22 protein-coding genes and 1 pseudogene are annotated in these 26462 nt (G+C 63.6%); 12 read left to right on the plus strand and 11 right to left on the minus strand.

Annotated features, from left to right (window positions below; all coding sequences use genetic code 11):
* Positions 1-147: 147 nt before the first annotated feature.
* Positions 148-1896, plus strand: coding sequence for an FMN-binding glutamate synthase family protein (locus AAIL66_RS03795; protein WP_343496041.1), 1749 nt, complete (start codon positions 148-150; stop codon positions 1894-1896).
* 68 nt (positions 1897-1964) lie between these two features.
* On the plus strand, positions 1965-2783 hold the full coding sequence (locus AAIL66_RS03800) for an RIO1 family regulatory kinase/ATPase (protein WP_343496042.1): 819 nt from the start codon (positions 1965-1967) through the stop codon (positions 2781-2783).
* 115 nt (positions 2784-2898) lie between these two features.
* Here AAIL66_RS03800 and AAIL66_RS03805 read toward each other — a convergent pair whose 3' ends face one another.
* Complete coding sequence (locus AAIL66_RS03805) at positions 2899-4215, minus strand: dicarboxylate/amino acid:cation symporter (protein WP_003068289.1); 1317 nt, start codon at positions 4213-4215, stop codon at positions 2899-2901.
* A 215-nt stretch (positions 4216-4430) separates the two neighbouring features.
* Between AAIL66_RS03805 and AAIL66_RS03810 the strand changes: the two genes are divergently transcribed.
* From AAIL66_RS03810 to AAIL66_RS03825, 4 genes are all read left to right on the plus strand, one after another.
* Positions 4431-7094: a PAS-domain containing protein gene (locus AAIL66_RS03810; RefSeq protein ID WP_343496043.1), complete on the plus strand. Its 2664-nt coding sequence runs from the start codon at positions 4431-4433 to the stop codon at positions 7092-7094.
* Between the two features lie 178 nt (positions 7095-7272).
* Entirely contained in the window at positions 7273-7809 is a 537-nt protein-coding gene (locus AAIL66_RS03815; protein ID WP_063663517.1) for a DUF2867 domain-containing protein, read from the plus strand.
* A 112-nt stretch (positions 7810-7921) separates the two neighbouring features.
* Positions 7922-8335, plus strand: a complete 414-nt coding sequence (locus tag AAIL66_RS03820) for a hypothetical protein (protein WP_242607070.1) — start codon at positions 7922-7924, stop codon at positions 8333-8335.
* Between the two features lie 40 nt (positions 8336-8375).
* Positions 8376-8777: a GFA family protein gene (locus AAIL66_RS03825; protein ID WP_003068282.1), complete on the plus strand. Its 402-nt coding sequence runs from the start codon at positions 8376-8378 to the stop codon at positions 8775-8777.
* 126 nt (positions 8778-8903) lie between these two features.
* On the opposite strand, the gene AAIL66_RS03830 is transcribed toward AAIL66_RS03825, so the two are convergent.
* The 5 genes from AAIL66_RS03830 to AAIL66_RS03850 form a co-directional block, all read right to left on the minus strand.
* Positions 8904-9542: a response regulator transcription factor gene (locus AAIL66_RS03830; protein WP_003068280.1), complete on the minus strand. Its 639-nt coding sequence runs from the start codon at positions 9540-9542 to the stop codon at positions 8904-8906.
* A gap of 107 nt (positions 9543-9649) precedes the next feature.
* Entirely contained in the window at positions 9650-10624 is a 975-nt protein-coding gene (locus AAIL66_RS03835) for a tripartite tricarboxylate transporter substrate-binding protein (RefSeq protein ID WP_343496044.1), read from the minus strand.
* A gap of 96 nt (positions 10625-10720) precedes the next feature.
* The gene (locus AAIL66_RS03840) at positions 10721-10987 is read right to left on the minus strand and encodes a DUF2783 domain-containing protein (protein ID WP_003068276.1); all 267 of its coding nucleotides are present in this window, start codon (positions 10985-10987) and stop codon (positions 10721-10723) included.
* Between the two features lie 169 nt (positions 10988-11156).
* Entirely contained in the window at positions 11157-12827 is a 1671-nt protein-coding gene (locus tag AAIL66_RS03845) for an FAD-dependent oxidoreductase (RefSeq protein WP_343496045.1), read from the minus strand.
* A gap of 254 nt (positions 12828-13081) precedes the next feature.
* Positions 13082-14038 carry an MBL fold metallo-hydrolase gene (locus tag AAIL66_RS03850; protein WP_003068272.1) on the minus strand — a complete coding sequence of 319 codons (957 nt, stop codon included), beginning with the start codon at positions 14036-14038 and terminating at the stop codon, positions 13082-13084.
* Between the two features lie 147 nt (positions 14039-14185).
* Here AAIL66_RS03850 and AAIL66_RS03855 point away from each other — a divergent pair, with 147 nt between their 5' ends.
* Positions 14186-15013 (plus strand): IclR family transcriptional regulator, encoded by an 828-nt coding sequence (locus tag AAIL66_RS03855; RefSeq protein ID WP_059440597.1) that lies wholly within the window; start codon positions 14186-14188, stop codon positions 15011-15013.
* Positions 15014-15016: 3 nt separating this feature from the next.
* On the opposite strand, the gene AAIL66_RS03860 is transcribed toward AAIL66_RS03855, so the two are convergent.
* Positions 15017-15859: an IclR family transcriptional regulator gene (locus tag AAIL66_RS03860; protein ID WP_034355361.1), complete on the minus strand. Its 843-nt coding sequence runs from the start codon at positions 15857-15859 to the stop codon at positions 15017-15019.
* Positions 15860-16089: 230 nt separating this feature from the next.
* Here AAIL66_RS03860 and AAIL66_RS03865 point away from each other — a divergent pair, with 230 nt between their 5' ends.
* From AAIL66_RS03865 to AAIL66_RS03875, 3 genes are all read left to right on the plus strand, one after another.
* Complete coding sequence (locus tag AAIL66_RS03865; protein ID WP_343496046.1) at positions 16090-17076, plus strand: tripartite tricarboxylate transporter substrate binding protein; 987 nt, start codon at positions 16090-16092, stop codon at positions 17074-17076.
* Positions 17077-17179: 103 nt separating this feature from the next.
* Positions 17180-19531 carry a cytochrome P450/oxidoreductase gene (locus AAIL66_RS03870; RefSeq protein ID WP_343496047.1) on the plus strand — a complete coding sequence of 784 codons (2352 nt, stop codon included), beginning with the start codon at positions 17180-17182 and terminating at the stop codon, positions 19529-19531.
* A gap of 58 nt (positions 19532-19589) precedes the next feature.
* Positions 19590-20897: a hypothetical protein gene (locus tag AAIL66_RS03875; protein ID WP_343496048.1), complete on the plus strand. Its 1308-nt coding sequence runs from the start codon at positions 19590-19592 to the stop codon at positions 20895-20897.
* Between the two features lie 28 nt (positions 20898-20925).
* On the opposite strand, the gene AAIL66_RS03880 is transcribed toward AAIL66_RS03875, so the two are convergent.
* Positions 20926-21756, minus strand: a complete 831-nt coding sequence (locus tag AAIL66_RS03880) for an urease accessory protein UreD (protein ID WP_343496049.1) — start codon at positions 21754-21756, stop codon at positions 20926-20928.
* A 166-nt stretch (positions 21757-21922) separates the two neighbouring features.
* Between AAIL66_RS03880 and AAIL66_RS03885 the strand changes: the two genes are divergently transcribed.
* On the plus strand, positions 21923-22990 hold the full coding sequence (locus AAIL66_RS03885) for a tripartite tricarboxylate transporter substrate binding protein (RefSeq protein ID WP_238585687.1): 1068 nt from the start codon (positions 21923-21925) through the stop codon (positions 22988-22990).
* Between the two features lie 27 nt (positions 22991-23017).
* Entirely contained in the window at positions 23018-24007 is a 990-nt protein-coding gene (locus AAIL66_RS03890) for a TauD/TfdA family dioxygenase (RefSeq protein WP_343496050.1), read from the plus strand.
* 77 nt (positions 24008-24084) lie between these two features.
* On the opposite strand, the gene urtE is transcribed toward AAIL66_RS03890, so the two are convergent.
* From urtE to AAIL66_RS03905, 3 genes and pseudogenes are all read right to left on the minus strand, one after another.
* Entirely contained in the window at positions 24085-24777 is a 693-nt protein-coding gene (gene urtE / locus AAIL66_RS03895) for an urea ABC transporter ATP-binding subunit UrtE (RefSeq protein ID WP_003060654.1), read from the minus strand.
* Between the two features lie 212 nt (positions 24778-24989).
* The gene (gene urtD, locus AAIL66_RS03900; RefSeq protein WP_034404622.1) at positions 24990-25865 is read right to left on the minus strand and encodes an urea ABC transporter ATP-binding protein UrtD; all 876 of its coding nucleotides are present in this window, start codon (positions 25863-25865) and stop codon (positions 24990-24992) included.
* A pseudogene (locus AAIL66_RS03905) lies at positions 25862-26462 on the minus strand (urea ABC transporter permease subunit UrtC); the annotation flags it as partial. The pseudogene AAIL66_RS03905 and the gene urtD, both read right to left, overlap by 4 nt.

The raw sequence follows: 26462 nt of genomic DNA on the forward strand, positions 1-26462 counted from the left end.
CATAGGGAAAGGCTTTTATGATGGCCCGAACCATTTCATCACTATCGAAGTGCAGGGCCGGGCGATGGATCAAGGGGATAAAGCATCCAGGACGGATGCCCCCCGTACAGGCTGAATTTTAGCGGGCCGCCATCAACACACCCTGCCATGGGAGTATCTGCAGTGCATCGCTTCTTCAATAGTCTGCCTCTGCGCTATGGCGCCCTCTTCATTTCCGCGCTCGTGCTGGGCACTTCGCTCTACACGCTGACCACGGCAGGCAAGGGGCTTGGGTGGTTGATTGCGTCTTTGCTGCTGGTGCTGCTCGGCATCTGGGATCTGCTGCAAAAGCAGCACGCCATACTGCGCAACTATCCCGTCATGGGACATATGCGCTTCATCTTCGAATTCATACGCCCCGAGATTCGCCAGTACTTCATCGAAGGCGATACCGAGGCCCAGCCGTTCTCGCGCGCCCAGCGCTCTCTGGTCTATCAGCGTGCCAAGGGTCAGGTCGACAACCGGCCGTTCGGCACCCAGCTCGACGTGAGTCAGCAGGGCTATGAGTGGGTCAACCACTCCCTGCAACCCACCAAGCTCAGCTCGCATGACTTCCGCCTCTGGATTGGCGGCACGCAGGAGCAGCCAGCTGAAGGAGTGGATCCCTGCACCCGCCCCTATCACGCCAGCGTCTTCAATATCTCGGCCATGAGCTTTGGCGCGCTGTCGGGCAACGCCATCCAGGCGCTGAACCAGGGCGCGAAGATGGGCGGCTTCATCCACGATACGGGCGAAGGCTCGATCAGCCAGTACCACCGCATGCATGGCGGCGATCTGATCTGGGAAGTGGCTTCGGGCTATTTCGGCTGCCGCAATGCGGACGGCACGTTCAGCGAAGAAAGATTCGTCGCCAACGCCACCGATCCGCAGGTCAAGATGATCGAGATCAAGCTAAGCCAGGGCGCCAAGCCCGGCCATGGCGGCATGCTTCCCGGCGCCAAGGTCACTCCCGAAATTGCAGCAGCACGCGGCATACCGATTGGCGTGGACTGCATTTCGCCCTCCAGTCACAGCGCTTTCTCCACCCCTGTGGAGCTGATGCAGTTCATTGCCAGGCTGCGCCGTCTTTCAGGCGGCAAGCCCACGGGCTTCAAGTTCTGCGTCGGTCACCCCTGGGAATGGTTTGCCATGGTCAAGGCCATGCTGGAAACCGATATCACGCCCGACTTCATCGTCGTCGACGGTGCCGAGGGCGGCACGGGCGCAGCGCCTGTGGAATTCGTCGACCATGTGGGCGTGCCGCTGCAGGAAGGCCTGCTGCTGGTGCACAACACCTTGCTGGGCGTGAACCTGCGCCAGCGCATCAAGATCGGTGCGGCAGGCAAGGTCATCACGGCCTTTGACATTGCCCGCATGATGGCCCTGGGTGCCGACTGGTGCAATTCGGGGCGTGGCTTCATGATGGCGCTGGGCTGCATTCAGGCCCAGAGCTGCCACACCGGCACCTGCCCCACGGGCGTCACGACGCAAGACACCGTGCGCCAGCAGGCGCTGGTCGTGCCCGACAAGGCCACGCGCGTCGCCAACTTCCACCGCAACACCCTGCATGCGCTGCAGGAGCTGGTTCAAGCCGCCGGCCTCAGGCATCCCAACGAGATCACAGCCCACCATATCGTGCGCCGGCTGGACGACACCCAGGTCAGTCTGCTGTCCAACCTGATACTGCGCGTGGAGCCAGGCTGCCTGCTCAAGAACCTGGAGCGCCAGCACAAGGTCTTCCAGAACTACTGGCCGCTGGCCACGGCACAGAGCTTTCAGCCCCTGCATGAGCCTGTGTTGCGCCCATCAGCTGCGGGCGGCACCGACAACACGGCACAATCGCAAGCTTTTCCCCAACGCAACGGTATCTGGACCTGAGAAGCCAGAGCCTCGCGCCCGACAGATCCCACGCCGTGCCATCTCAGGATATTTCCGCCCAAGAGCAGATGCCCTCTGCGCAGAACGCCATCGATTACCAGGCATTTCTGCGCGAGCATCTGGACCAGCCTCACAGCATCATGCGCTATGAACTGGCGCATGAAACCCTTTGGGTCAAGCGCGCCAACAAAGGCAACCCGGCCCTCAACTACTGGCTGCTGAGCACGCTGGCCAAACTGTTCAGGGCCGCCGTGCTGCAGCCCGTGCCCAACCCCGGAGGGACCGAGTCCCTGCAAACCGAGGTGCGCCGCCTGCGCAGTTTCAAGGCCAAGGGGCTGCGCGTGCCGCAAGTGCTGGCCACGGACGACCAGGCCTTTGTGATGCGCCATCTGGGCCGCCCGGGCGAAGAAGCTCCATCGCTGAGCAATGCCATCGAAGAAGCGATTGCCCGGGGCGCGCAGCCCACGCTGGAGCTCTGGCGAAAAGGCCTGGAGGCCATCCAGCAGGCTCATGCCCGCGGCGAGGTGCTGAGTCAGGCCGTGGCGCGCAATATGGTGGTCTGCGCCGACGGGGTCATAGGCTTCATCGACTTTGAAGACGACCCTGCAGCCCATTTACCGCAAGCTGTCTGCATGGCGCGCGATGCGCTCAACTACGCCCAGTCCACAGCGCTGTTTCTGCAGCAGGCAGATGCGCTGGAGCAGGCCCGGGAGACCTGGCAGCAATTTGTGCAGCAGCTTCCCGCCGAGGCCCGGCAGGTGCTGGAGCGCACCGTCAACAAACTGAGCTGGGTGCGCTTTCTGCCCCGCAGCAAGAGCCTGGGGCGCGACACCCTGCGCGTGCTGGCTGCCCATGACTTGCTGACAGCGTCCCCGCTCTCTGCCTGAATGCAATCAAATCAATAGCTACCAGCACTCTCCCCGATTGGGCTTGAAGCCTGAAACCCATGAAAAAAGCCCCGACCATCAGGTCGGGGCTTTTTGGATTGAGACCTGTGCTCACTCAGGCGTGAGCGGACACCGCCTCGTTTTCTTCCTTGCCTGCCAGAGCAGCATCCAGCTTTTCGTAGTCCAGCGCGTTTTCCCACTTGGAGACCACCACGGTGGCGACGGCGTTACCGATGAAGTTGGTCAGCGAACGGCATTCGGACATGAAGCGGTCCACACCCAGAATCAGTGCCATGCCGGCCACGGGCACCTCGGGCACCACAGCCAGGGTCGCTGCCAGGGTGATGAAGCCAGCCCCCGTCACGCCCGCCGCGCCCTTGGACGACAGCATGGCAACCAGCAGCAGCGCGATCTGGTGGCCCAGGGTCAGATGCGTGTCGGTCGCCTGGGCAATGAACAGCGCAGCCAGCGTCATGTAGATATTGGTGCCGTCCAGGTTGAAGGAGTAGCCGGTAGGCACGACCAGACCGACGACGGACTTGCTGCAGCCGGCCTTTTCCATCTTGTGCATCAGCGAAGGCAGGGCCGATTCGGAAGACGATGTGCCCAGCACCAGCAGCAGCTCGTCCTTGAGGTACTTGATCAGCTTGATCACGGAGAAGCCGCAAAAGCGCGCCACGGCACCCAGGATCACCAGCACGAACAGGGCCGAGGTGATGTAGAAGGTCAGCACCAGCTCGGCCAGGTTGACCAGCGAACCCAGACCGAACTTGCCGATGGTGAAGGCCATGGCACCAAAGGCACCGATAGGAGCGAACTTCATCACGATGTTGACCAGCTTGAACACGGGTTTGGTCAGGGCTTCAAAGAAGTTCAGCACGGGCTTGCCGGCCTCGCCGACCATGGCCAGGGACACGCCGAACAGCACGGCCACCAGCAGCACCTGCAGGATGTTGTCGCCCACGAACGGACTGATCAGCGTCTTGGGGATGATGTCCATCACAAAGCCGGTCAGCGTCATCTCGTGCGACTTGGCCACATAGCCCTTGACGGCCGTCTGATCCAGATCGGCAGGGTTGATATGCATGCCGGCACCGGGCTGCATGACATTGGCCACGATCAGGCCCACGACCAGCGCCAGCGTGGAGAAGGTCAGGAAATACGCCATGGCCTTGCCGAACACACGCCCCACGGCGCTCAGGTGCGTCATGCTGGCGATGCCGGTGACGATGGTTAGGAAGATCACCGGCGCGATGATCATCTTGATGAGCTTGATGAAGGCATCGCCAAAGGGCTTCATGGCCTCGCCGTAGGCGGGCTCGAAATGCCCCAGCAGCACGCCCACGATGATGGCGAACACCACCTGGAAGTAGAGCTGACGGTAGAACGGCAAGTGCTCGCGCGGAGCAGATTCTGTGGGCAGAGTGTGCACGCTGCATCTCCAAAATTGCGGGCGCACCACCGTGGTGCGCCGAATTGCTGCCGTTTGTACTCCCGCGCCCTTTTTGTGCCGATAACCCATTGGTATTAGGTCCGTACGCGCTCCCTGGGAGAGCATGCACCAACTCAGGGAAATCCCTAGGCCTCAGAATCCGTACTGAACCTGCTCCAGAGCCACACTGGGCACCTTGATCACCCACTCTCGTCATGCGTCTTGCGCGAAACCTTGCCCGAAACCGACTGTTTCTGACCCTTGTCATCGTGCTCAGCGGCATGCTGCTGAGCATGTGGGCCGCCAGTCGCGTCGCGCTGCAAACCTCTTTGCACGATGAAAGCGAAAGCGTGCAACGCCAGCTCACGCTCTATGCCCAGGCCATGGTGCAGCGCGTGGACCGCTACCGCACCCTGCCCGAGGTGCTGGCGCTCGATGCCGAACTCAAGAACGCGCTCAGCCACCCGCTCAGCGCCACCGAGGTGGACAGGCTCAACCACAAGCTGGAGCAGGCCAACGGCGCCAGCCGAGCTTCCACGCTGACCCTCATCGACAAAAGCGGCAAGGCCCTGGCCGCCAGCAACTGGCGCGACTCGCACAGCAATGTGGGCGAGGACTACAGCTTTCGCCCCTATGTGACCCAGGCGCTGAGCCAGGGCAGTGGCCGCTTCTACGGCATCGGCATGACCACGGGACTGCCCGGCTACTTTCTCTCCCAGGCCATTCATGATGATGACGGCTCGGTGCTTGGGCTTATCGCCATCAAGATCCTGTTTCAGGAGCTCGAAGGCGAGTGGAGCCAGTCGCCCGACATCGTCTTCGCCTCGGACGAGCATGGCGTGGTCTTTCTCTCCAACCGCGACGAATGGCGCTACCGCCTGCTGGAGCCGCTGTCCAGCAGCGACCAGCAGGAGGTGCGGGACACCCATCAATACGCGGGCCAGGCCCTGATTCCGCTCGGCTACCGCACCAGCCGCCAGCCTGCTGGCATCGGAATGCTGGCCCATTTCAGCCAGCCTCCGCTGGTCGACCCCATGCTCTGGCTGCGCATGGAACTCCCCGAAAGCCAATGGCAGCTGCACCTGCTGCACGACATCGTCCACAGCCAGACGGCCAGCCACTGGGCGGCAGTGGCCGCCGGCGGCCTGTGGCTGGCCGCATCGCTGCTGGTGCTCTACATCCGCCAGCGCCAGCGCCTGGCGGCCCTGCGCCAGCGCAGTCGCAAGGAGCTGGAGACCGTGCTGCACCAGCATGCGCAGGAGCTGCGCACGGCCCAGGACGGCATTGTCCAGGCCGCCAAGCAGGCCGACACCGGACTTTCGCGCAGCCTGCAGCATCTGCCGCAAGGCGTGGTGGTGGTGGACCCGCAGCTACGGCTGGTGGCCTGGAACTCGCGCTATGTGGAGCTGTTCCGCTACCCGCCCGAGCTGATGCATGTGGGCCAGCCCATCGAGGCTCTGATACGCCACAACGCCAGGCGCGGCCTGCTGGGCAAGGGCGATGTGGAGCCTGCGATCCAGCGTCGGCTCCAGCATCTGCGCAGCGGCAGCCCCCATCTGCACGAGAGCGCCAAGGGCGACGGCACGGTGCTGGAGATTCGCGGCAACCCCCTGCCCGATGGCGGCTTTGTCACCAGCTATGCCGACATCACCAGCTACAAGAACACGGCGCGCGAGCTGCGCAATCTGGCCGATACCCTGGAAAAGCGCATTGCCGATCGCACCCGGGACCTGGCCCAGGCCAAACAGGAGGCCGAGCGCGCCAACCGCTACAAGACCCGCTTTGTCGCCTCGGCCGTGCATGACCTGCTGCAGCCGCTGAATGCAGCGCGCATTTTCACCAGCCTGCTGCCCACCTATCTGCACGATGAGGCCGGCCGCCAACTGGCCCAGCGGGTGGACAAGGCACTGGCCTCTCAGGACGCCATCCTCACCAGCCTGCTCGACATCTCGCGCATGGAATCGGGCCAGCTCGAAGTCCGCGTGCGTGACTTCGCGCTCAACTCCTTGCTGGAAGTGGTGCACAACAATTTTGCGCTGCAGGCCGAGAACGAGGGCCTGAGCCTGCACTGCATGCCCAGCCGGCTGATCGTGCGCAGCGACGAAGCCCTGCTGCGTCGCATACTGCAGAACTTTGTCTCCAACGCCATCCGCTACACGCGCAAGGGCCGTATCGTCGTGGGCTGTCGCCGCCAGGGCGACCAGGTGCGCATCGAGGTGCATGACCAGGGACCGGGCATTCCCCAGAGCCTGCAAAAAGAGATCTTCGAAGAGTTCCGCCGCCTCGACGAAGGCCATGCCGACGACCGCGGCACCGGCCTGGGCCTGGCCATCGTGGAACGCCTGGGCAGATTGCTGGACCATGAGATCGGCCTGCGCTCGACCCTGGGCAAGGGCAGCGTCTTCTGGGTCAAGGTTCCACTGGGCCAGGCCGCTGCATTGACGCCGGTATCGCAGCAGCCTTCTCCCAGCGCCCGCGTGGACAGTCCGCTGCAGGGTGGCACCGTCTGGTATGTGGAGGACGATCCCGCCACCCGCGACGCCACCTGCGCCCTGCTCGAGCGCTGGGGCTGCGATGTGCCGTTGGCCGCCAACGCCCCCGAAGCCCTGGCCTATGCAGCGCCCGGCAATGCACCGCAACTGGTGCTGCTCGATGTGCATCTGGGCCAGCTCTACGGCCCCGATATCTATGCCCAGCTCTGCGAGCGCTGGGGCCGGCAGCCTCCAGTCATCCTGCTGACTGCCGAAGGCGATAGCACCCTGCGCCGCCAGGCTGCTGAACGCGGTTGGGGCTTTCTGGCCAAGCCGGTCAGGCCGCCGGCGCTGCGGGCGCTGATGAGCCAGACCTTTTTGCGCGGACGAGAAGGCGGGAGCGCCTGAAAGCCAAAGTCACTTCCAGCTGCGGCGCTTTCAGTGCATTGCGCCATAGCTATGAATTCAGGAGCTAAATTGGTCTGCACGCCATGACTGTACAAGCCGAGTGGCGGATTCTTCGATATGCTGCATCAGCCTCTGCGGCTTTCAGGCACGCGGGCCGTTCAACCCTGACAGAGACAGCATGCACCATCATCCCGTTGAATCCGCCGTTCCGCCCGGCAGCCGCATCGCACAGCGATTGGCCGGGGCCAGCTTTCACGACTCCTGGAGCATCGTCTCGGACGCCACAGGCCTGTCTGCACTGGAGCACTTCATTCTTGCCGCGCGGAAAACGCCGCGCTGGATTGAAATCTGCATGCGTGCGCGCAATCTGGTCGGCGGTCTGGTGGGGCTCAAGAACCTGGGCACCTTGTCGGCCCTGAAGCCCGGAAAACCAGCAGCCAGCTACGGCCCCGGCGATAGGGTCGGCATCTTCACAGTGTTCGAGAACACCTTTGATGAAGCCCTGATCGGCGACGACGACAAGCATCTGAAGGTCGTGCTCAGCATTCACCGCAAGAGCGACATCAGCTCCCTGGACACCGTCATCACCGTCACAACCGTCGTGCATGTCAAGAACGCACTGGGGCACCTCTACATGCTGCCCGTCAAACCCATGCACAGGCTGATCGCTCCTGCCGTGCTGTCCTCCCTGGGAGGACGAACCCATGCTGCCTAAGGAGACACACCTCTTCATGCCTGCTCTTCCTTAGACGGTTGCCAAAGACATGCGCAACTACGACAGCCTGGCTCATCGACACAGCAGCAAAGACATGTGTGTGGAAAAGCCCATGTCACTCATTGCCAATCTGATCGGCTTTGCACCCGCAGAGGAAGACTTGCACTATGCGCTGGGCTTTTATGCCGGAGGCAGTGGCATTGACGACCGCCTGGCTGTGCGCTGCCGGATCGATCTCGCTCATTGGCCCGATGTGGTCAGCAGGCTGCGTCTGAAATCCGTGCATGAAGTACCGTGCGACGCCGACTGGCAAGAGGATTTCCTCTGGCTGATCGATGCGCAAGATGCCCAAGGCCCGCTCCAAGCCCATTGTCATCGCTTCATCAATGCGGCGAGACAGGTTTTTCAGGACCAGGTCGATCATCGCTGGGAGATCTTTTTCTCCCACGGCAGCGATATCAATGCATGGTGTGCGGTCTGGCGTAGCCAGGAGCATCTGAACTATCTAAGCTTCGATCAAGGCTGACATCCCGATGGCAGCCCGTCTCAACACAGGGGGTCGCCAGATGCTGAAATCCTATCGTGCCAGCTGCCATTGCAGCCGGGTTCAGGTTGAAGTCGGCCTGGACCTGAGCCAGCCCAGCTATCGCTGCAACTGCTCCATCTGCAGGCGCAGCCGGTTCTGGCCCGCCATCGCCAGCCCCGAAAATTTCCGCCTTATTACGGGTGAGAAGGAACTCACCCTCTATGTGTTTGGCTCGCAAAAGAACCAGCATTTCTTCTGCAGGCGCTGCGGCATCCGCGTCTTTGGCGTGGGCCACGACACGCCGATAGGCCAGATGTACGGCATCAATATCGGTTGCCTGGAAGAACTGTCGGAAGAGGAGCTTTCGCGAATTCCCGTCACGTATGTCGATGGCATGCACGATCGCTGGGATGCAACGCCGGAGTTTTTCGCGCACCTGTAGCCATCGAACTGCGACGACAGTTTGCAGCGGCAAGCTGCGCAGAAATGAGGTCAGAAAGGCCTCAATCCATGACCAACAAAGCGCAGCAAGCTATAGAAACAGAGAGCTCTTGAGGCACCAGGGCAATCAAACCTCGTGATCGTTTTCCAGGCTCTTGACCAGCACTGCCGCCTGGGTGCGTGAATAGCATTCGAGCTTCTTGAGAATCGCCGTCACATGGACCTTGACGGTGTTCTCGGCCAGGCCCAGTTCGTGCGCGATCTGCTTGTTGAGCAATCCGTCGGCAATGCACAGCAGCACACGAAACTGCTGGGGGGTGAGCTGGGCCAGGCGAGCGGCCAGGGCCGCATCGGCCTCCGAGCGCTCGGCAACCATGGAGGGAAAGCTGATATCCCCGCTCAGCACATCGTCAATGGCGGCACTCATATCGTCTGCCGCCGCAGACTTGGAGATAAAGCCTGCCGCCCCGAACTGCTGGGCGCGGCGGATGATGCGAGGGTCGTCATTGGACGAGATGATGATCACCGGAACCTGCGCATATTCGCCGCGCAGATGCAGCAGGGACGAGAAGCCGCGCGCTCCGGGCATGGCCAGGTCCAGCAGCACCAGCTCGATTTCAGGATTCTCCTGCATCGCTGCGCCCAAGGTCTGGGCGCTGGCCGCCTCCACAATGCGAAATTGCGGAAAGCGGTCGTGCAGCACCTGGATCAACGCTGCGCGAAACAGCGGGTGATCGTCGGCAACGAGAAGAGTGGGCTCGGACATGGCCCGGAGTCTGCCACGGCTGGCACGGCGCTGCATCTGCAAAAACGCATATCCCGCAGCGCCCGTGCCTGTCCGTCACCCAGGCTGCGGCCCACTGAGTCCGGTTCTCAATCGAGCTTTATGTTGTTGGCCGTGATCACACGCCCCCATTTGCTGCGTTCGTTGCTGACGAATCTCTCCATCTGCTCGGAGCTGCCGGGCATGGGCTCGACCCCCATGGCTGCCAGACGGGCCTTGGTGCGCGTGTCGGCCAACGCAAACTGCAGCGACTGGCTGAACTTCTTGACCACCTCGGCCGAGCTGCCCTTGGGCACGACGATGCCCTGCCAGGCATAGCCTTCGAAGCCCTTGAGGCCCTGCTCCTGCAAGGTGGCGACCTTGGGCAGCACATCGATGCGGGCCGGGCTGGCCACGCCTATGGCCTTGAGCTTTTTCTCGCCGAGGAAGGGAATAATGGTGGCGCTATCGGCCCACATGGCAGGTATCTGGCCGCCGATCACATCCTGCACTGCGGGCGCAGCACCGCGATAAGGAACATGGATCATATTGCCCAGACCGGCTTCTTCGCGGAACAGCTCGCCAACCAGATGATGAGGGCTGCCCAGGCCGGCCGAGCCCCAGCTCACGCCGGTCTTCTGCTGCTTGGCCCAGGCGACAAACTCGCTCAGATTGCTGACCGGCACATCGTTGTTGACCACCAGCAACATGGGAAAGCGCACCAGCATGCCCACGGGCTTGAAGTCCTTTTCGGCGTTGTAGTTGAGCTTGCGGAACAGAAACGGATTGGCAGCCAGCGTGGCGAAGTCGGCCGTGAACATCAGGTTGCCGTAGTCATGCGAGCGCGCGCTGTACTCGGCCGCGATATTGGTTCCCGCACCGGGCTTGTTGTTGATGACGATGGGGCGCTCCAGATTGCGGCCCATGGTTTCGGCAATCACGCGGGCCACCACGTCGGAGCCCCCGCCTGCGGCGTAGCCTATGACCCATTCCAGGGGCTTTTCCTGCGCCATGGCGGCCGGCCCTGCAGCCCATGCCAGCGTCGAGCAGGCCAGCGCGGCCAGAAATTTTTTGCGTTGCATCATCCTTGTCTCCTTGATTCATGGCCCCTTGAATAGATTTTGGTGACGGGGCCTTTAGGGGATGGCGCAGCTGCCGCCAGGCCGGCGGCTTGCTGCATCTCAAGCGGCAGCGTGTACCGGGGCAACCGGTGTCACGGCACCGCGCTCGGCCGGGTCCGCACCGGCAGGAGCGAATCCTGCGCTGGCGCGGGCCAGTTCGAGCGCATGCAGCAAGGTCTCTTGATGGCCGATGTGATTGGCCAGCAGCAGCACCAGGCGGGCATTGAGGGCGTGGCTTTGCGCGGTTTCCAGGCCCTGATGCGTGGCGATCAGGGCTTCATAGAAATCGTCGCAGGCTTGCAGATTCGGGTGAGTGGACAGCAGCATGGCAGTCTCCTAAAAAAGGGGGAGGAATCCTCAGAGGGTGTTGAACTCCACCAGGGACAGCAAGCAAAGGCCTGGGCCGACCGCACCGCCCCGCAGCGAAGCTGTCGTCGGTTGCCCGCATGCCCCCTCCCGCGTAGCAAGAGAGGACGCCTCAGGGGGAGCCTTCATTTCAACCGCCGGCGCGCTGCAGCGCGGCACGCACGGCAGCCTCGTCGGGACAGCGCCAGCGCGCGCAGACATGCTGATCGGGGCGCAGCAGGTAACTGGTGCCGGGGCGCGCATCCAGGCGCTGCGCGGCCAGACCCTGGGCATCCAGCAGATCGGCTTGCGCGGCCCCGGCATCGCCCTCGGCAGCAATGGAGAGATTGAGCACACCGGTCAGCTCGCGCGCCCAGGCCGGCGTGGGGCCGAAATGCAGCAGCGTGAAGTCCGGGCCCAGGGCGCGCAGCAGCCAGGTGGTCTGGCTGTCGCCGGGACGGCGCATGGGCGCATCGCTGAGCACGGCGCCGGGCAGTTGCAAGCCTGCGAAGACCTCGCTGTCCGGCGTGTTGAGCGAGGAATGATGCAGCGTGGCCGGCACCGACAGACGACCGCTGTTGACGATGCGACGCGCAAACTCATGCTCGCGCGCCAGCTCCAGCGCCGCATCGCGAAACAGGCGGCTGATCTCGCTCTTGGGCGTGATGAAGTCGGTGGCGCGCGTGGAGTTGCGGATGTTCTCGTCGGCCGCGTATTCGCGCTCGGCGCCGTAGGTCGCGATCAGCGCAGCATCGGCCTGGCCGCGCAGCACGCGGTCGAGCTTCCAGGCCAGGTTTTCGGCATCCTGCACGCCGCTGTTGGCGCCGCGTGCGCCGAAGGGCGAGACGCCATGCGCGCTGTCGCCCGCGAAGACCACGCGGCCGTGGACGAAGCGGTCCATGCGCAGGCAGGCAAAGGTGTAGACGCTGGCCCATTCGAGCTCGAAGTGCGCGTCCTTGCCCAGCAATGCGCGGATGCGCGGCAGGATGTTCTCGGGCTTTTTCTCCTCCTCGGGATCGGCCTCCCAGCCCAGCTGGAAGTCGATGCGCCAGACATCGTCAGGCTGACGGTGCAGCAGCACGCTCTGGCCCGGATGGAACGGCGGATCGAACCAGAACCAGCGCTCGGTCGGGAAGTCCGCATGCATCTTCACATCGGCAATCAGAAAGCGGTCGCGGAAGATGCGGCCATGGCTTTCCTGGCCCAGCAGACCGCGCAAGGGCGAGCGCGAGCCGTCGCAGGCCAGCACCCACTGGGCATCGATCCGGTAATCGCCCTCGGGCGTTTCCACTGTCAGTTCCGCCCCATCCTCGCGCGGCGCCAGCGCCGTGACCTTGTTGTGCCAGCGCAGGTCGATCAGCGGCAGCTGCAGGGCGCGCTCGACCAGATAGGCTTCGGCGTAATACTGCTGCAGATTGATGAAGGCCGGGCGCTCGTGACCGGCTTCGGGCAGCAGATCGAACTGGTAGAGCGACTGATCCCTGGCAAACACCTTGCCCAAATTCCAGGAGACGCCCTTGTCCACCATGGGCTGACCCACGCCCAGGCGGTCCCAGATCTCCAGCGTGCGCTTGGAAAAGCAGATGGCGCGCGAGCCCGTGGACAGCTTGCAGTCGTTGTCGAGCACCACCACCGGCTGGCCGCGCTGCGCCAGATCGATGGCCAGAGACAGGCCCACGGGCCCGGCGCCGACCACCACCACGGGGTGGCGAGCCGGCGCATCGGCATCCTGGTCCGCATGACGCCGATAAGGAATCTGGATGGACTGGATGTCGGCGGCGCTGCCGCGCAGGGCGTCAAGAGAAATGGCGGTGGTGGACATGGCGTTCATCGGTGCGCAAACCTTGAAAAGCGTGGATCTGTTTCTTGGGGCAAAAGCCGCCCCTCCGGCTCTTTGCGGCCGGATTCAAACTCTGTTTTTTTGATAGCTGTTACCGCTTGTCATTCAATGAATTCAACGCTGTTTCTATTTGAATTCGTTGAAATCAAAGCGCAAGCAGCTCCTGTTTTAGATAGCTTTGCAGTAGACCGCCGCGCCTGCGCAAGAGACTGCCGGCTGGGCGGCCCAGGAGGCGATCAGCCTTCCAGCGCCAGCCACATCTCGCGGTCGCGCTCGGCAGTCCAGATGCGCGGGTCGGCGTGGCCCGATGCCTCGTCATAGGCACGTGTCACGTCAAACGGCATGCAGTGGTTGAAGATCACCCAATGGCCGTATTTGGGCTGCAGCTTGGCAAAGGCTGCCTCGTAGACCTTGCGCAGGTCCTGGCGCGCATCGGCGCCGGCCTTGACCTCGGCCCACAGGTCGCTGATGAAATTGCGCGTGCCCGCCAGGCCGGCCTGCACTTCGGCGGCGTTCTGCAACGCCGCACCGCGGCCGGGCACCAGCTTTTCGGGCTTGAGGGCGGCAATCGCATCCAGCGTCTGCGGCCAGTCCTGGAAATAGGCGTCGCCGGCATAGGGCGTGGCATCGAACTCGACCAGATCGCCGCTGAACAGCACCTTCTCCTGTGGCAGCCAGACCACGGTATCGCCCTTGGTGTGGCCGCGGCCCAGCTGCAGGATCTGAACCTCGAGCTTGCCCAGCCACAGCGTCATCTTGCCGGTGAAGGTCATGGTCGGCCAGGTCATGCCATCGGGCACGCTCTCGACGTTCTGGAACAGGCGCGGAAAGCGGCCGATCTCGCTGGCCTTGTCCTGCTCGCCACGCTCGACGATGAGGTCGTAGGTGTCCTGGCTGGCAATGATGTGCTCGGCGCCATAGGCCGAGGCACCCAGCACGCGCACCGCGTGGTAATGCGACAGCGTGACGTATTTGATGGGCTTGTCCGTGACCTCGCGAATGCGGCGGATCACGTCCTCGGCCATGACGGGCGTGGCCTGGGTGTCGATGACCATCACGGCGTCGTCGCCAATGATGATGCCGGTGTTGGGGTCGCCTTCGGCCGTGTAGGCATAGGCATGTTCGGAGAGCTTGTCGAAGCTCACCTTCTTGACTTCAAGGTCGGCGGCGGAGGCAAAGGTCTTGGTGCTCATCGTTGCAATCTCTTTGTTTTAAACAAATGCATTCAGCTTTATCGAATTTCTGAATGCTAGATGTAAATTCAACATTGCACAATCGATTTGTCATAGTGAAAAACCCTTGAGACTTTCCAGCCGCTTTTCCACCGTCACAATGCCGTCATGCCTCATGCCAACTCTTCTTCGACCGACGCCCGTTTGATGCTTGAATCCAGTGACGACGAACCCGCGCGCGCACCGCGCGGCATACAGAGCGTGGAAGTCGGCGGCCAGTTGCTCAAGGTGCTGGCGCGCACGGGCAGGCGCATGGCGCTCAAGGATCTGGCACGCGAGGCGGAGATGACGGCAGCCAAGGCCCACCCCTATCTGGTGAGTTTTTGCAAGCTGGGCCTGATGGAGCAGGATCGCGCCAGCGGCCACTACGGCCTGGGGCCGCTGGCCATTCAGATGGGACTCATCAGCCTGCAGCAGGCAGATCCCGTGCGCATGGCGATTGCCGAGCTGCCCGCCCTGGCGCAAGAGGTGGGCTACACCGTGTCGGTTTCCATGTGGAGCGGCCAGGGGCCGACCATCATCCGCGTCGAGGAAGGCCCGACCCATGTCTATGTGGCCATGCGCCACGGCACGCCGGCCTCCTTGCGCCATACCGCCACGGGCAAGATTTTTGCGGCCTTTGGCGACCCGGCCCGTATCGCACCGCTGCTGCAGGCAGAAGGCCACAGCCTGGACGAACCGGCGTTTGCCAAGGAGCTGGACACCATTCGCCGCAACCACCTGAGCGTGGTCGAGAACCAGTTGCTGTCGGGCGTAAGCGCGCTGGCGGTGCCGGTGTTCGACGGCTTCGGCCAACTGGTGCTGGCGATTGCCGCCATCGGCCCTTCGGTCACGCTGACGCTGGACCCCGCTGGTCTGCCGGCCCAGAAACTGCAGGCCCAGGCCCGTCAGCTATCCCTGCGCCTCGGAGCCCCGGCTGTGCTGACCGGTGCCTGAGACCTAGGCCCGGTAGCCCAGCGAAGCGCTGATACTGCGCGCCTCTTCGCATACAGCCTGGGCAATGCGGCCCTGCGGATCGGGGTCGAAGCCGCCGCTGGCCCCGAGCGCGCAGAGCACGGCCACCACATGACCGTTGTAGTCGAGCAAGGGCGCCGCAACGGCGCTGATGCCAGGCAGATTCAGGTCCCGGATCGCCGCACAGCCGGCTGCGCGAATCTCGCTGCGCAGCTGCTCCAGAGGCTTGCTCGCATGCAGCAGACGGCGATGCTCGGGGCTGGCTGCCTCCAGCTCACGCGCCAGCAGCGCCTCGACCTCGGGCTGCGGCTCCATGAAGGCAAAGAATGCCCGCCCCGTGGCCGACCACAGCATGGACATGACCGAACCCACACGCACATTGACGGTAATGGGCAGGCTGGGCTCTTCAAAGCGCACGATGGTGGGGCCCATATTGCCCATGACCGCGACAAAACTCGTGACCTGCAAGGACTCGCGCAGATGCTGTAGGGCCGGCTCGGACATGCGCACAGGATCGTTCTGGCGCATCGCAGCCAGTCCAATATGGATGGCCTCGCGTCCCAGCGCGTACTGGGTGCCGCCACGATCCTGCTCCACCAGGCCCTCGGCCATGAGGCTGGCCAGATAGCGATGCACCTTGGCCGGACTTTCATCGACGGCAGCTCCGATGGCCGTGAGGCTGGCACGACCGCCCAGCCCGGCCAGTGCCTTGAGCACGGCGAGACAGGTCTCCGCTGCCTGCACACGCTGGCGACGTTGATCCGGCTCTTGCCGGGCATTCTGCGACGCCACTCTTGCTGCGGGGCTGGCTGCTTGCCGCTTCGCCATCGCCAAAGTCTTCTTCTCGATTTTCATAGCTGGTTGCGCCTGTCTCGTAAGCCGTTGAAGACATTTTCACGCATGTCTCGTGCTGGCTCTCGGGTAATCCCTTGAAGCATATTTACGCTATGCGTATAAAAATTACGCAAAACAATTTCCGTATTAAAGCGGAACCGCAGGCGGAGTGAAGCTTGGTTAACCCGCAGGCAAACAACACCACAGCCCAGGAGACACCCTCAATGAAAAAACGCCTATTCACCGCCTCGGTTCTGGCCACCAGCATGCTCTGGCTGGCTGCAGCCCCTGGCACCGCCGTGGCCCAGGACAAGTACCCGAGCAAGAGCATGCGCTGGATCGTTCCCTACGCCGCCGGCGGTGGCTCGGACTTCCTGGCCCGCACCATAGGCCAGGCCTGGGGCGCCCACGCCCATCAGCCCATCGTCGTGGACAACCGCCCGGGCGGCAACACAGCCATAGGCGCATCGGAGACCGCGCGCGCACCGGCCGACGGCTATACCGTGCTGTCGGCCGACAACGGCACGCTGATCTTCAACCCCGTGCTCTACAAGAGCCTGAGCTACAACCCCGGCAAGGACCTCACTCCCGTCACGCTCATGGGCCGCTTTCCCATGATTCTGGTGGCCGGCCCCGCCGAGAAGGCCAAGACCGCCAAGGAGTTCATTGCCGCCGCCAAGGCCAGTGCCGAGGGCGTGAACTACGGCTCCGCCGGCGCGGGCAGCCCCCATCACCTGGCCATGGAACTGCTGAAGTCCGAGGCCGGCCTCAAGCTCGCCCATGCGCCCTATCGCGGTGCGGCTCCGGCGCTAGCCGATGTGGCGGGCGGTCAGATTCCCGTGATGATGGTGGACCTGGCCGCCGGCGCCGGCTTCATCAAGGGTGGCAAGGTGCGTCCGCTGGCCGTGGCCAATGCCACGCGACTGCCCCAATTGCCCGATGTGCCCACTTTCGGCGAACTGGGCCTGCCTGGCGTGCAGGCTGCGGCCCTGGTCGGCATGGTGGCTCCGGCCAAGACACCGGCCAACGTCGTCACGGCGCTGAACAAGCAGGTGGTCGCCGCCATCAACGAGCCTGCCGTCAAGCAAAAGCTCATCGACTTTGGCGTTGAGCCCGTGGGCAACACGCCCGAGCAGTTCCAGGCGCTGATCCACAGCGAAAGCACACGCTGGCAGAAGCTGATCAAGGATCTGAACATCACGCTGGACTGATTGCCCCGCTGATCCATGCCGCAGAGGCTGGCGGCAGGCCGCCTCTGCACTCTCGTCCGATGGCGCAAGCCATCTCCTGCCTCTTTGCGTTTGCGAGCGAGCCATGACCGTTTCCCCCCCCAGCCGTTGCCCCATCGATCACAGCCAGTTCGGCAAGCCCAGCGGCCAGAGCGGCCCTACGGGCTGCCCCATCAGCCACGGTGCCGCCGGCTTCGATCCCTTTGCCGACGGCTACCAGCAGGACCCGCCCGAGTATGTGCGCTGGGCACGCGAACAGGAGCCCGTGTTCTACAGCCCGCAGCTGGGCTACTGGGTGGTCACGCGCTTCGACGACATAAAGGCCATCTTCCGCGACAACCTGACCTTCAGCCCCTCGATTGCGCTGGAGAAGATCACGCCCACAGGCGATGAAGCCAATGCCGTGCTCGCCAGCTATGGCTTTGCGCTGAACCGCACCCTGGTCAACGAGGATGAGCCCGCCCACATGCCGCGCCGCCGCGCGCTGATGCAGCCCTTCACGCCCGAAGAGCTCAAGCACCACGAGCCCATGGTGCGCCGGCTGGCCCGCGAATATGTGGACCGTTTCATCGACGACGGCCGCGCCGATCTCGTCGACCAGATGCTGTGGGAAGTGCCGCTCACCGTGGCCATGCATTTCCTGGGCGTGCCCGCAGACGATATGGACACGCTGCGCCAGTACAGCATTGCCCACACCGTCAACACCTGGGGGCGCCCCCGGGCCGAGGAGCAGGTGGCCGTGGCCCATGCCGTGGGCAATTTCTGGCAGCACGCAGGCCGGATTCTCGACAAGATGCGTGCCGACCCCGATGCCGAAGGCTGGATGCAATACGGCATTCGCAAGCAGAAAGAACTGCCCGATGTCGTCACCGACTCCTATCTGCACTCCATGATGATGGCCGGCCTCGTCGCCGCCCACGAGACCACGGCCAACGCCACGGCCAATGCGGTCAAGCTGCTGCTGCAGCACCCCAAGGTCTGGCAGGAGATCTGCGCCGATCCCTCGCTGATCCCCAATGCCGTGGAGGAATGCCTGCGCCACAACGGCTCGGTAGCCGCCTGGCGGCGCCTGGCCACCAAGGATGTGGTGATCGGCGGCCAGGCCATTCCGGCCGGCAGCAAGCTGCTCATCGTCACCTCTTCGGCCAACCACGACGAGCAGCATTTTGTCGATGCCGACCTGTTCGACATCCACCGCGACAATGCCAGCGATCACCTGACCTTCGGCTACGGCTCCCACCAGTGCATGGGCAAGAATCTGGCCCGCATGGAAATGCAGATCTTCCTTGAAGAGTTCACGCGCCGCCTGCCTCATATGCAGCTGGCCGAGCAACGCTTCACCTATGTGCCCAACACCTCGTTCCGCGGCCCCGAACACCTGTGGGTGCAATGGGATGTGAGCCGCAACCCCGAGCGCGCCAACCCCGCCGTGCTGGCCGAACAACAGCCGGTGCGCATCGGCGAATCCTCGCAGGGCGGCGTCAGCCGCAGCATGCTGGTGGACAACACCGAGCTGATTGCGCAGGACGTGCTGCGCGTGCGCCTCAAGGCGCCCGACGGACGCGAGCTGCCACGCTGGACCCCGGGCTCGCATATCGACCTGCACTGCGGCGACACCGGCATCTCGCGCCAGTACTCGCTATGCGGTGATCCGCAGCAAGCCGATACCTACGAGATCGCCGTGCTGCGCGAGGAGCACAGCCGTGGCGGTTCGGCCTGGATACATGGGGCACTGCAGGCCGGCATGAAGGTGCAGATGCGCGGCCCGCGCAACCACTTCAGGCTCGACGAAGGCGCGCAGCAGCTGATTCTCGTCGCAGGCGGCATAGGTATCACGCCGGTTGCGGCCATGGCGGCTCGCGCCCAGGCCTTGGGCATCCCCTATGAAATCCACTACAGCTGCAGCCAGCGCGAGCGCATGGCGCTCCTGGATGCCTTGCAGGCAATGCATGGCGAGCGTCTGCAGATCTATGTGGGCGCGGAAGGCCGGCGCGCCGATTACGCGTCACTGCTGGCCGAGGTCAGGCCCGGCGCACAGATCTATGCCTGCGGTCCGCAGCGCATGCTCGACGGGCTGGCCGAGGCCAGTCGCCACTGGCCCGAGGACAGTCTGCGCGTGGAGCATTTCTCCAGCACCCTGGGAGCGCTGGACCCGGACAAGGAGCACGGCTTTGAAGTCGAGCTGCGCGAATCCGGCATCACGCTGCAGGTGCGCAATGACGAGACCCTGCTCGATGCACTGCGCAGCGCCAATATCGATATCGAGAGCGACTGCCGCGAAGGCCTGTGCGGCTCCTGCGAGGTGCCGGTGCTGGAAGGCGATATCGATCATCGCGACATGGTGCTGACCCGTGCCGAGCGCACGGCCTGCACCAAGATGATGAGCTGCTGCTCGCGCGCCAGGATGCAGGAGTCCAGAATCGTTCTGGCGCTGTAACCACGGCGGACTGCTCCCGCCAGGCCATGCATGGCCTCTGCCTAGAATCACCGCCCATATGGGCCTGTTGCAAATACTGCTGATTCTTGTGTGGGCGCCGACTGCAGCGCTCATCGCCTTCATGGCCACCACCTGGCTGAGCCATGGCGCGCAAGCCATCTGGAGCGCCATGACTGGCACTCGCGCTGACGAGCGTTCGACCTGGCCGCTGGTGCTGGGCGGCGTCGCGGCCCTGGCGGGCATGGTGGGGGCAGTCATCACTTTTCCGAATCAGGCCGTCATGCGCCATGCGTTCGACAAGCTGCGGGGCTATGGCTCGACACGCGTAGAGATCACACTGCGCCAGGACGATGCCGCCACACGCCAGGCCCTGCTGGAGACGCTGCACCCCTTCATGGAAATGGGCAGACGCGAGATCCGCTACCGCGTCTCCACCCGTCACGGCAGCTATACCGAGACCGACGAAGTGCCCAGCTACTACCGCTTTGCGGACGGGCGCCTGGAGATCGCCACAGGCGGCGTGGTCGGCAATGACAGACTGTCCGTGATGCAGCCCGGCTTCAAGGCACTGGCACAATTTCCCACGGTCGACTTCATCGACGCCAGCGTGGCGGCCACCGTAAACCTGGACAAGGCACGGATAGCCGTGGAGATGCTGCCGCGCACGGCCATGCTGGTCCACCGCGACGCTGCCAAGGACTGGTCAAGTGTGCTGCGTCCGGCCCCGCCTGCCCGTTGCCATCTGGAGGTGCAGGCGCTGTTCTCCACGGATGCCTTCAGGCTGCTCATGTTCGCAGGCCGGGCCTCGGGCGAGGTCGAGATCCACACCGGCCCCGATACCACCCTGCGCGACACGCAGTACCAACTGGTCGGCATGGGACTGGTGCCGGGCAGCAACGGGCGCAGCGTCAAGGAACTGGAAACCGATGCCACTCGCATCTACGGCGTGCTGAGGCTGCTGCCGCCGGGCCTGAATCCCGATGTCATGGACTGCGATACCGCCCTGGGACGCATGAGCGACCCGGCCCTGGTGGCAGCCGCCATGCTGTCCACATTTCCCGGCCTGGAAGGACGCGTGAGCGGCATAGAGATCACGCCTTCAGCCTCCTTCTCGCCCTGGCACAACCGGGGCTGGACGGCCGTGCCGCCCGGCACACGCTCGCAAGGCGGAACACGAGCCGAAGCAGGTACGCGCGCCTGCAGCCTGGAGCAGAACCGCCACACGCGCACCCTGATAGCCATGGTCGAGGAGCACTGCACGGAACGCGAGCCGCAAAACGCCGGTGCCGCCTGCCCCCAACTGCGCGAACGCCTGAACTGGACCCAGGCCGAGCTGGCCCGATGCAGAAAACAGCTGGTGCGTTGAAACGGGGCCTGGGCCCGTGCAACAGCGATCACATGGACCAGATTCTCGGCGTGCCGCCCTGCAAGCCCCAGAGTTCTTTTCTCCAAAAACTCCACACGGTTTTCCACAACATCATCACAGGCTCCACCACAGGTGATGCACAGCGCAGAACCAGCATGTTTTCATTGGGAGCGGTGACACCGCTCAACACCGCAGGAGCAGCCTTGGCAAGCAGCTCCTGCGTGCCTTCCAGCAAGGCTTCGCGCTGATGGCGCGCCATGGCTGAGCCGCTTGCAAAGATCAGACTGCCCAGGCAGCGATGCCCGGCCAGCCCCAGATCGCCGTTGAGCAGCAGCTCGTCCTGTGCATCGATCACGCCGCGCTCCAGAAAACGGCCCGGCCATTCGATGTGCTGTTCGAACCTGCCGCAGGCATAGGGCTGGGCGGCCAGCGGCAGGCCCAGTGCCGTCACATCCCAGGTCAGCAGTTGCGCGTCTTCGGCGAGGTCGAACTCCAGCTGGTTGACGGCATCGCAGGCGTTGTAGGCAATCGCCTCCAGCGGCAGCCACTCCAGCCTCGCACCGGGGTCCAGACGCAGCCGGGTGCGCTGCATGGCCTGCTTCCCGTTGCTTTTGTAAAAGCGCGTGGCACCGGGCGTGGTGACCAGCGCATGCGCACCTTCTGCGACATGGACATCAATGTCCAGCACATCCCCACCCACCAGCCCGCCAGGCGGATGCACCAGCACGTTGTGGCAGATGGCAGGACCTTCGGGATAAAGACTTTTGAGGATGCGCAGCGGACCATCGTGCGTGAAATGCACCGAGGTCTTGCCGGCCTGCAGGGAATAGTTCAGCGCCAGTTGCGCATGCCAGGTCATTGTCTTTCTCGCCTCTTCAAGCAGGCCTGCCGTTCAGGCCGGGATAGCTCAGCTCTTTTGCTTACTAACTCATGAAAATTCATTCGTTGTTGTATCGCAGCAGCGCTTCTACAGTCTCTCGCACGCCAGCTTGTCAAGCATATGGCGATTGATTTCAGGAGCTTTCATGTCGGTCGCTACCGTAACGCATTCACGCCTGCATCGCACTCTGGCCCCGTGGCTTACATCGATGGCGGTGCTGTGCTGCACGCTGGCAACTGGCCCTGCTGCCGCGCAAGCCGGCGGCGCAGCGGCACAGGCCTGGAAGCCCAGCAAGTCCACGGAATTCATTGTCCCCAGCGGAGCCGGCGCAGCGCTGGATCTGGCGGCACGCAAGCTCACCGAGTTGCTGGCACGCGATGGCCATGCACCGCAGTTCGTGGTCAGCAACAAGTCCGGCGCACATGCGATCGCCGCGCTGGAGAGCCTGCACCGCCACCCTGGCGACGCCCACACGCTGATGACGCTGAGCACCAGCTACGGCAACAGCCTGGCACAGAACGCCCTGCCCGCGCACCTGCAGAAAGGCACGCCGCTGGTGACCTTGCTGCGCGAGTTCACCACCGTGGTCGTGCGTGCGGATTCGCCGCTGCGCAATGCCCAGGATCTGATCGCCCAGCTGCGCAAGGACCCCGAGAAATACTCCATAGGCATTGCCACCACACTGGGCAATCACATCCATCTGGGCGTGGCCCAGCCCTTGCAGCAAGGCGGCGTGAATATCCAGAAGCTGCGCATCGTGCCCTACAAGTCCTCCGCCGAATCCATGGTGGCGCTGGCAGGCGGGCATCTCGATGTGGTTTCGGCCACCACGCCGAACCTGCTGCCTTATCTGCAGTCGGGCCGCGTGCGCGTGCTGGCGATTGCCGCCGACAAGCGGCTTGAAGGCGTGTTCGCCCAGTCGCCCACCTGGAAGGAGCAGGGCATCGACTATGTCAGCGATTCGTTTCAGGGCGTGATGACGGCACCCGGTGCCAGCACCGCGCAACAGGCGTATTGGGTGAATGCGCTGCGCAAGGTTTCCGAAACCCGGGAATGGAAGGAGTTTGTGGCGCTCAACCAGTGGGAGCCCATCTTCCTCGGCCCGCAGGACACGGCTCGCGCCCTGCATGCTCAGGTCGAACGCAGCCATGCACTTCTCACCGAACTCGGCCTGCTGCCGGCCAGCGCCTCCCGTATTGCCCAGGCCCGTTGAAGCCCCGCTCTCATCAGGAAAAATCCCATGAACATGCCCCTGCCCCACACTCCGCTGCAGCATCTGGACCAGCTTCTGAGCTCTGCCAACCACATCACTCCACACATCCGCATCGCGCCGCAATCGGCGCATATCGGCGCTCTGATCAGCGGCGTCAATCTGAAGCAGGCCTTGAGTGCCGCCGAGGTGCACACCATCCGCTCGGCATTGCTGCGCTGGAAGGTGGTCTTCTTTCGCGACCAGCACCTCAGCCACGAGCAGCAGATCGCTTTTTCGCGCCAGTTTGGCGAGCTCACGCCCGGCCACCCCGTCTTCGGTCATGTCGAAGGCTTTCCCGAGCTGTATTCGATTGCCAAGCACCGCAAGGCCAACCGCCACAGCGGCCAGGCCGAACAGCGCCCCTGGACCGGCTGGCATGCTGATGTGACGGCCGCCCACAACCCGCCGGCCGCATCGATTCTGCGCGGCGTGACGATTCCGCCCTATGGCGGCGACACGCAATGGACCAATCTGGCAGCTGCCTACGAAGCGCTCTCCAAACCGCTGCAAGCCTTTTTGCAGGGCCTGCGTGGCGAGCACCGCTTCAGCGCACCGCAGGGAGCCACGGCATCGCAGGAATATCTGGATCTGGTGCGCGACAACACCCTGATCAGCGAACACCCGCTGGTCACCATTCATCCCGAGACCGGCGAGAAGGTGCTCTACATCAGCCCCGGCTTTCTCAAGTCCATCGTGGAACTCAATACTCGCGAATCGCGCGTGCTGCTGGAGCTGCTCTGGGAGCACGCCGTCAGCAGCGAGTTCACCGTGCGCTTCAAGTGGGAACCCGGTTCGCTGGCCTTCTGGGACAACCGCTCCACGGCCCATGTGGCACCACAGGATATCTTTGCGCTGGAGTTCGATCGCCAGCTCTACCGCACCACGCTGGTGGGGGAAGTGCCCCTGGGCGCGGACGGCCGCGCCAGCACTGCCATACAGGGCAATCCGGTGCTGGCCGCGCACGGCGCAGCGTATTGACGAAATGAGTTGTCCTCCGGGCATGGCCTGAGGCTTTGAGGTGCCGCTTGCGGCACCTTTTTTTCTTCGTCCGATATTCAAATCGCCACCAGCGAGCGCACATTCTTCTCCTGCATCTCGCTGCCCGGGCCCGATGCGATCACCTCGCCGCGCTCCATCACCACATAGTGGTCGGCCAGCTCCTCGGCAAAGTCGTAGTACTGCTCGCACAGCAGGATGGCCATGTCGCCGCGATTGGCCAGCATGCGGATCACGCGGCCGATGTCCTTGATGATGCTGGGCTGTATGCCCTCGGTGGGCTCATCCAGGATCAGGATCTTGGGCTGCGGCGCCAGCGCGCGCGCAATGGCCAGCTGCTGCTGCTGCCCGCCCGAGAGATCGCCGCCACGGCGGTGCAGCATCTGCCCCAGCACGGGGAACAGCTCGTACAGCTCGCCCGGAATCCGGGTGCCTGCCGAGCAATAGGACAGGCCCATACGCAGATTGTCTTCCACCGACAGGCGCGAGAAGATTTCGCGCCCCTGGGGCACATAGCCGATGCCGCTGCGCGCGCGCTCATAGGGCGTCCTGCGCGCGATATCGCGGCCCTGCCATTCAATGCCGCCGCTTCTGATGGGAACCAGCCCCATAAGGCTTTTGAGCAAGGTGGTCTTGCCCACGCCGTTGCGGCCCAGCAGCACCGTTACCTTGCCGATCTCGGCCGTGAAATTCACGTCCCGCAGGATGTGCGAGCCGCCGTAATACTGATGCAGGTTCTGAACTTTAAGCATTTTCGACCTCTAGCGCTTACACAGCAAGCGCAAGCAGCTATCTAATTTGACTATCTGCGGAGCGCATGACGTTTGAAACTGGCGCTGCCCAATCAAAGAGACAGCGAGGAAGCGCCGCCGCGCACCGAAGCTGTCGTCCCCCTCCCTTAGCGCGAAGCGCGTAGAGAGAGGGGGGAAGGCGCGGGGCCGCCCAGGCAAAGTGCCTCAGGGGGTTACCTCCCAAGATACACCTCGATCACGCGCTCGTCGGCCTGCACCTCGGCCAGCGTTCCCTCGGCCAGTACCGAGCCATCGCAAAGCACTGTGACCTTCTCGCTGATGGTGTCGATAAAGCTCATGTCGTGCTCCACCACCATCAGCGAATGCTTGCCCTTGAGCGTGAGAAACAGCTCGGCCGTGCGCACGGTTTCCTCGTCGGTCATGCCGGCCACGGGCTCGTCGAGCAGCAGCAGCTTGGGCTCCTGCACCAGCAGCATGCCGATCTCCAGCCACTGCTTCTGACCGTGACTGAGCAGGCCCGCCTGGCGCGTGACACTGGCCGCCAGATGGATGGTGTGCAGCACCTCGGCAATACGGTCCTTCTGCGCGCCGCTGAGCTTGAACAGCATGGAGGAGGCAATGCCCTTGTGGGTCTTGAGCGCCAGCTCCAGGTTCTCGAACACGCTGAGCTGCTCGAACACCGTGGGCTTCTGGAATTTGCGGCCTATGCCCATGGCGGCGATCTCGGGCTCCTTATAGCGCAGCAGATCGATGGTGGAGCCGAAGAACACCGTGCCGCTGTCTGGCCGTGTCTTGCCGGTGATGATGTCCATCATCGTGGTCTTGCCTGCGCCATTGGGACCGATGATGCAGCGCAGCTCGCCGGGCGCGATATCGAGACTCAGACCGTTGATGGCCTTGAAGCCGTCGAAGCTCACATGCACGTCTTCGAGATAGAGAATTCGGCCGTGGGTCACATCCACTTCGCCGGCCACCACCGGGCGCGCCAGACTGGCGTTGCGACCACCGGATTCGGTGCGCAGCGCGGCTTCGCGCTGCTGGTAGGAGGCCAGGCGCTGCTCGCCTTCCTGCATCAGATCGGGGGTCATGCGCGCACTCCTTCGAGGGCATCGGCAGAAGCCGGCTCGGCAGTCGTTTTGGCACCTGCGGCGGCAGCCTGGTTCAACGGCGCCTTGACCTGGGCCTTGCGCTTCTCACGCCACTGGCGAAGCTGCTGCGGCAGGCGAATCAGTCCTCCCGGCATGAACAGCGTCACGACAATGAACAGCGCACCCAGCACGTACAGCCAGTACTCGGGGGCAGCCACGGTGAGCCAGCTCTTGCCGCCATTGACGGCGAACGCGCCGATGATGGGGCCGACCAGCGAGGCACGTCCGCCCACGGCCGTCCACACCGCCATTTCGATGGAATTGCCCACGCTCATTTCGCTGGGGTTGATGATGCCCACCTGGGGCACATAGAGCGCGCCCGCCAGGCCGCACATCATGGCCGAGATGACCCAGATCGACAGCTTGTAGGGCAGCGGGTTGTAGCCGCAGAACATGGTGCGCGATTCGGCATCGCGCACGGCCTGCAGCACACGGCCGTACTTGCTGCGCACCAGCCAGCGCGAGAACAGAAAGCAGCCCAGCAGCGCCAGGCCCGACAGCGCAAACAGCAACACATGCATGGCTTGCGAGTTGACC

Origin of the sequence: Comamonas sp. F1-6 (assembly GCF_039581415.1) — a bacterium.
GTDB classification, from domain to species: domain Bacteria; phylum Pseudomonadota; class Gammaproteobacteria; order Burkholderiales; family Burkholderiaceae_C; genus Comamonas; species Comamonas thiooxydans.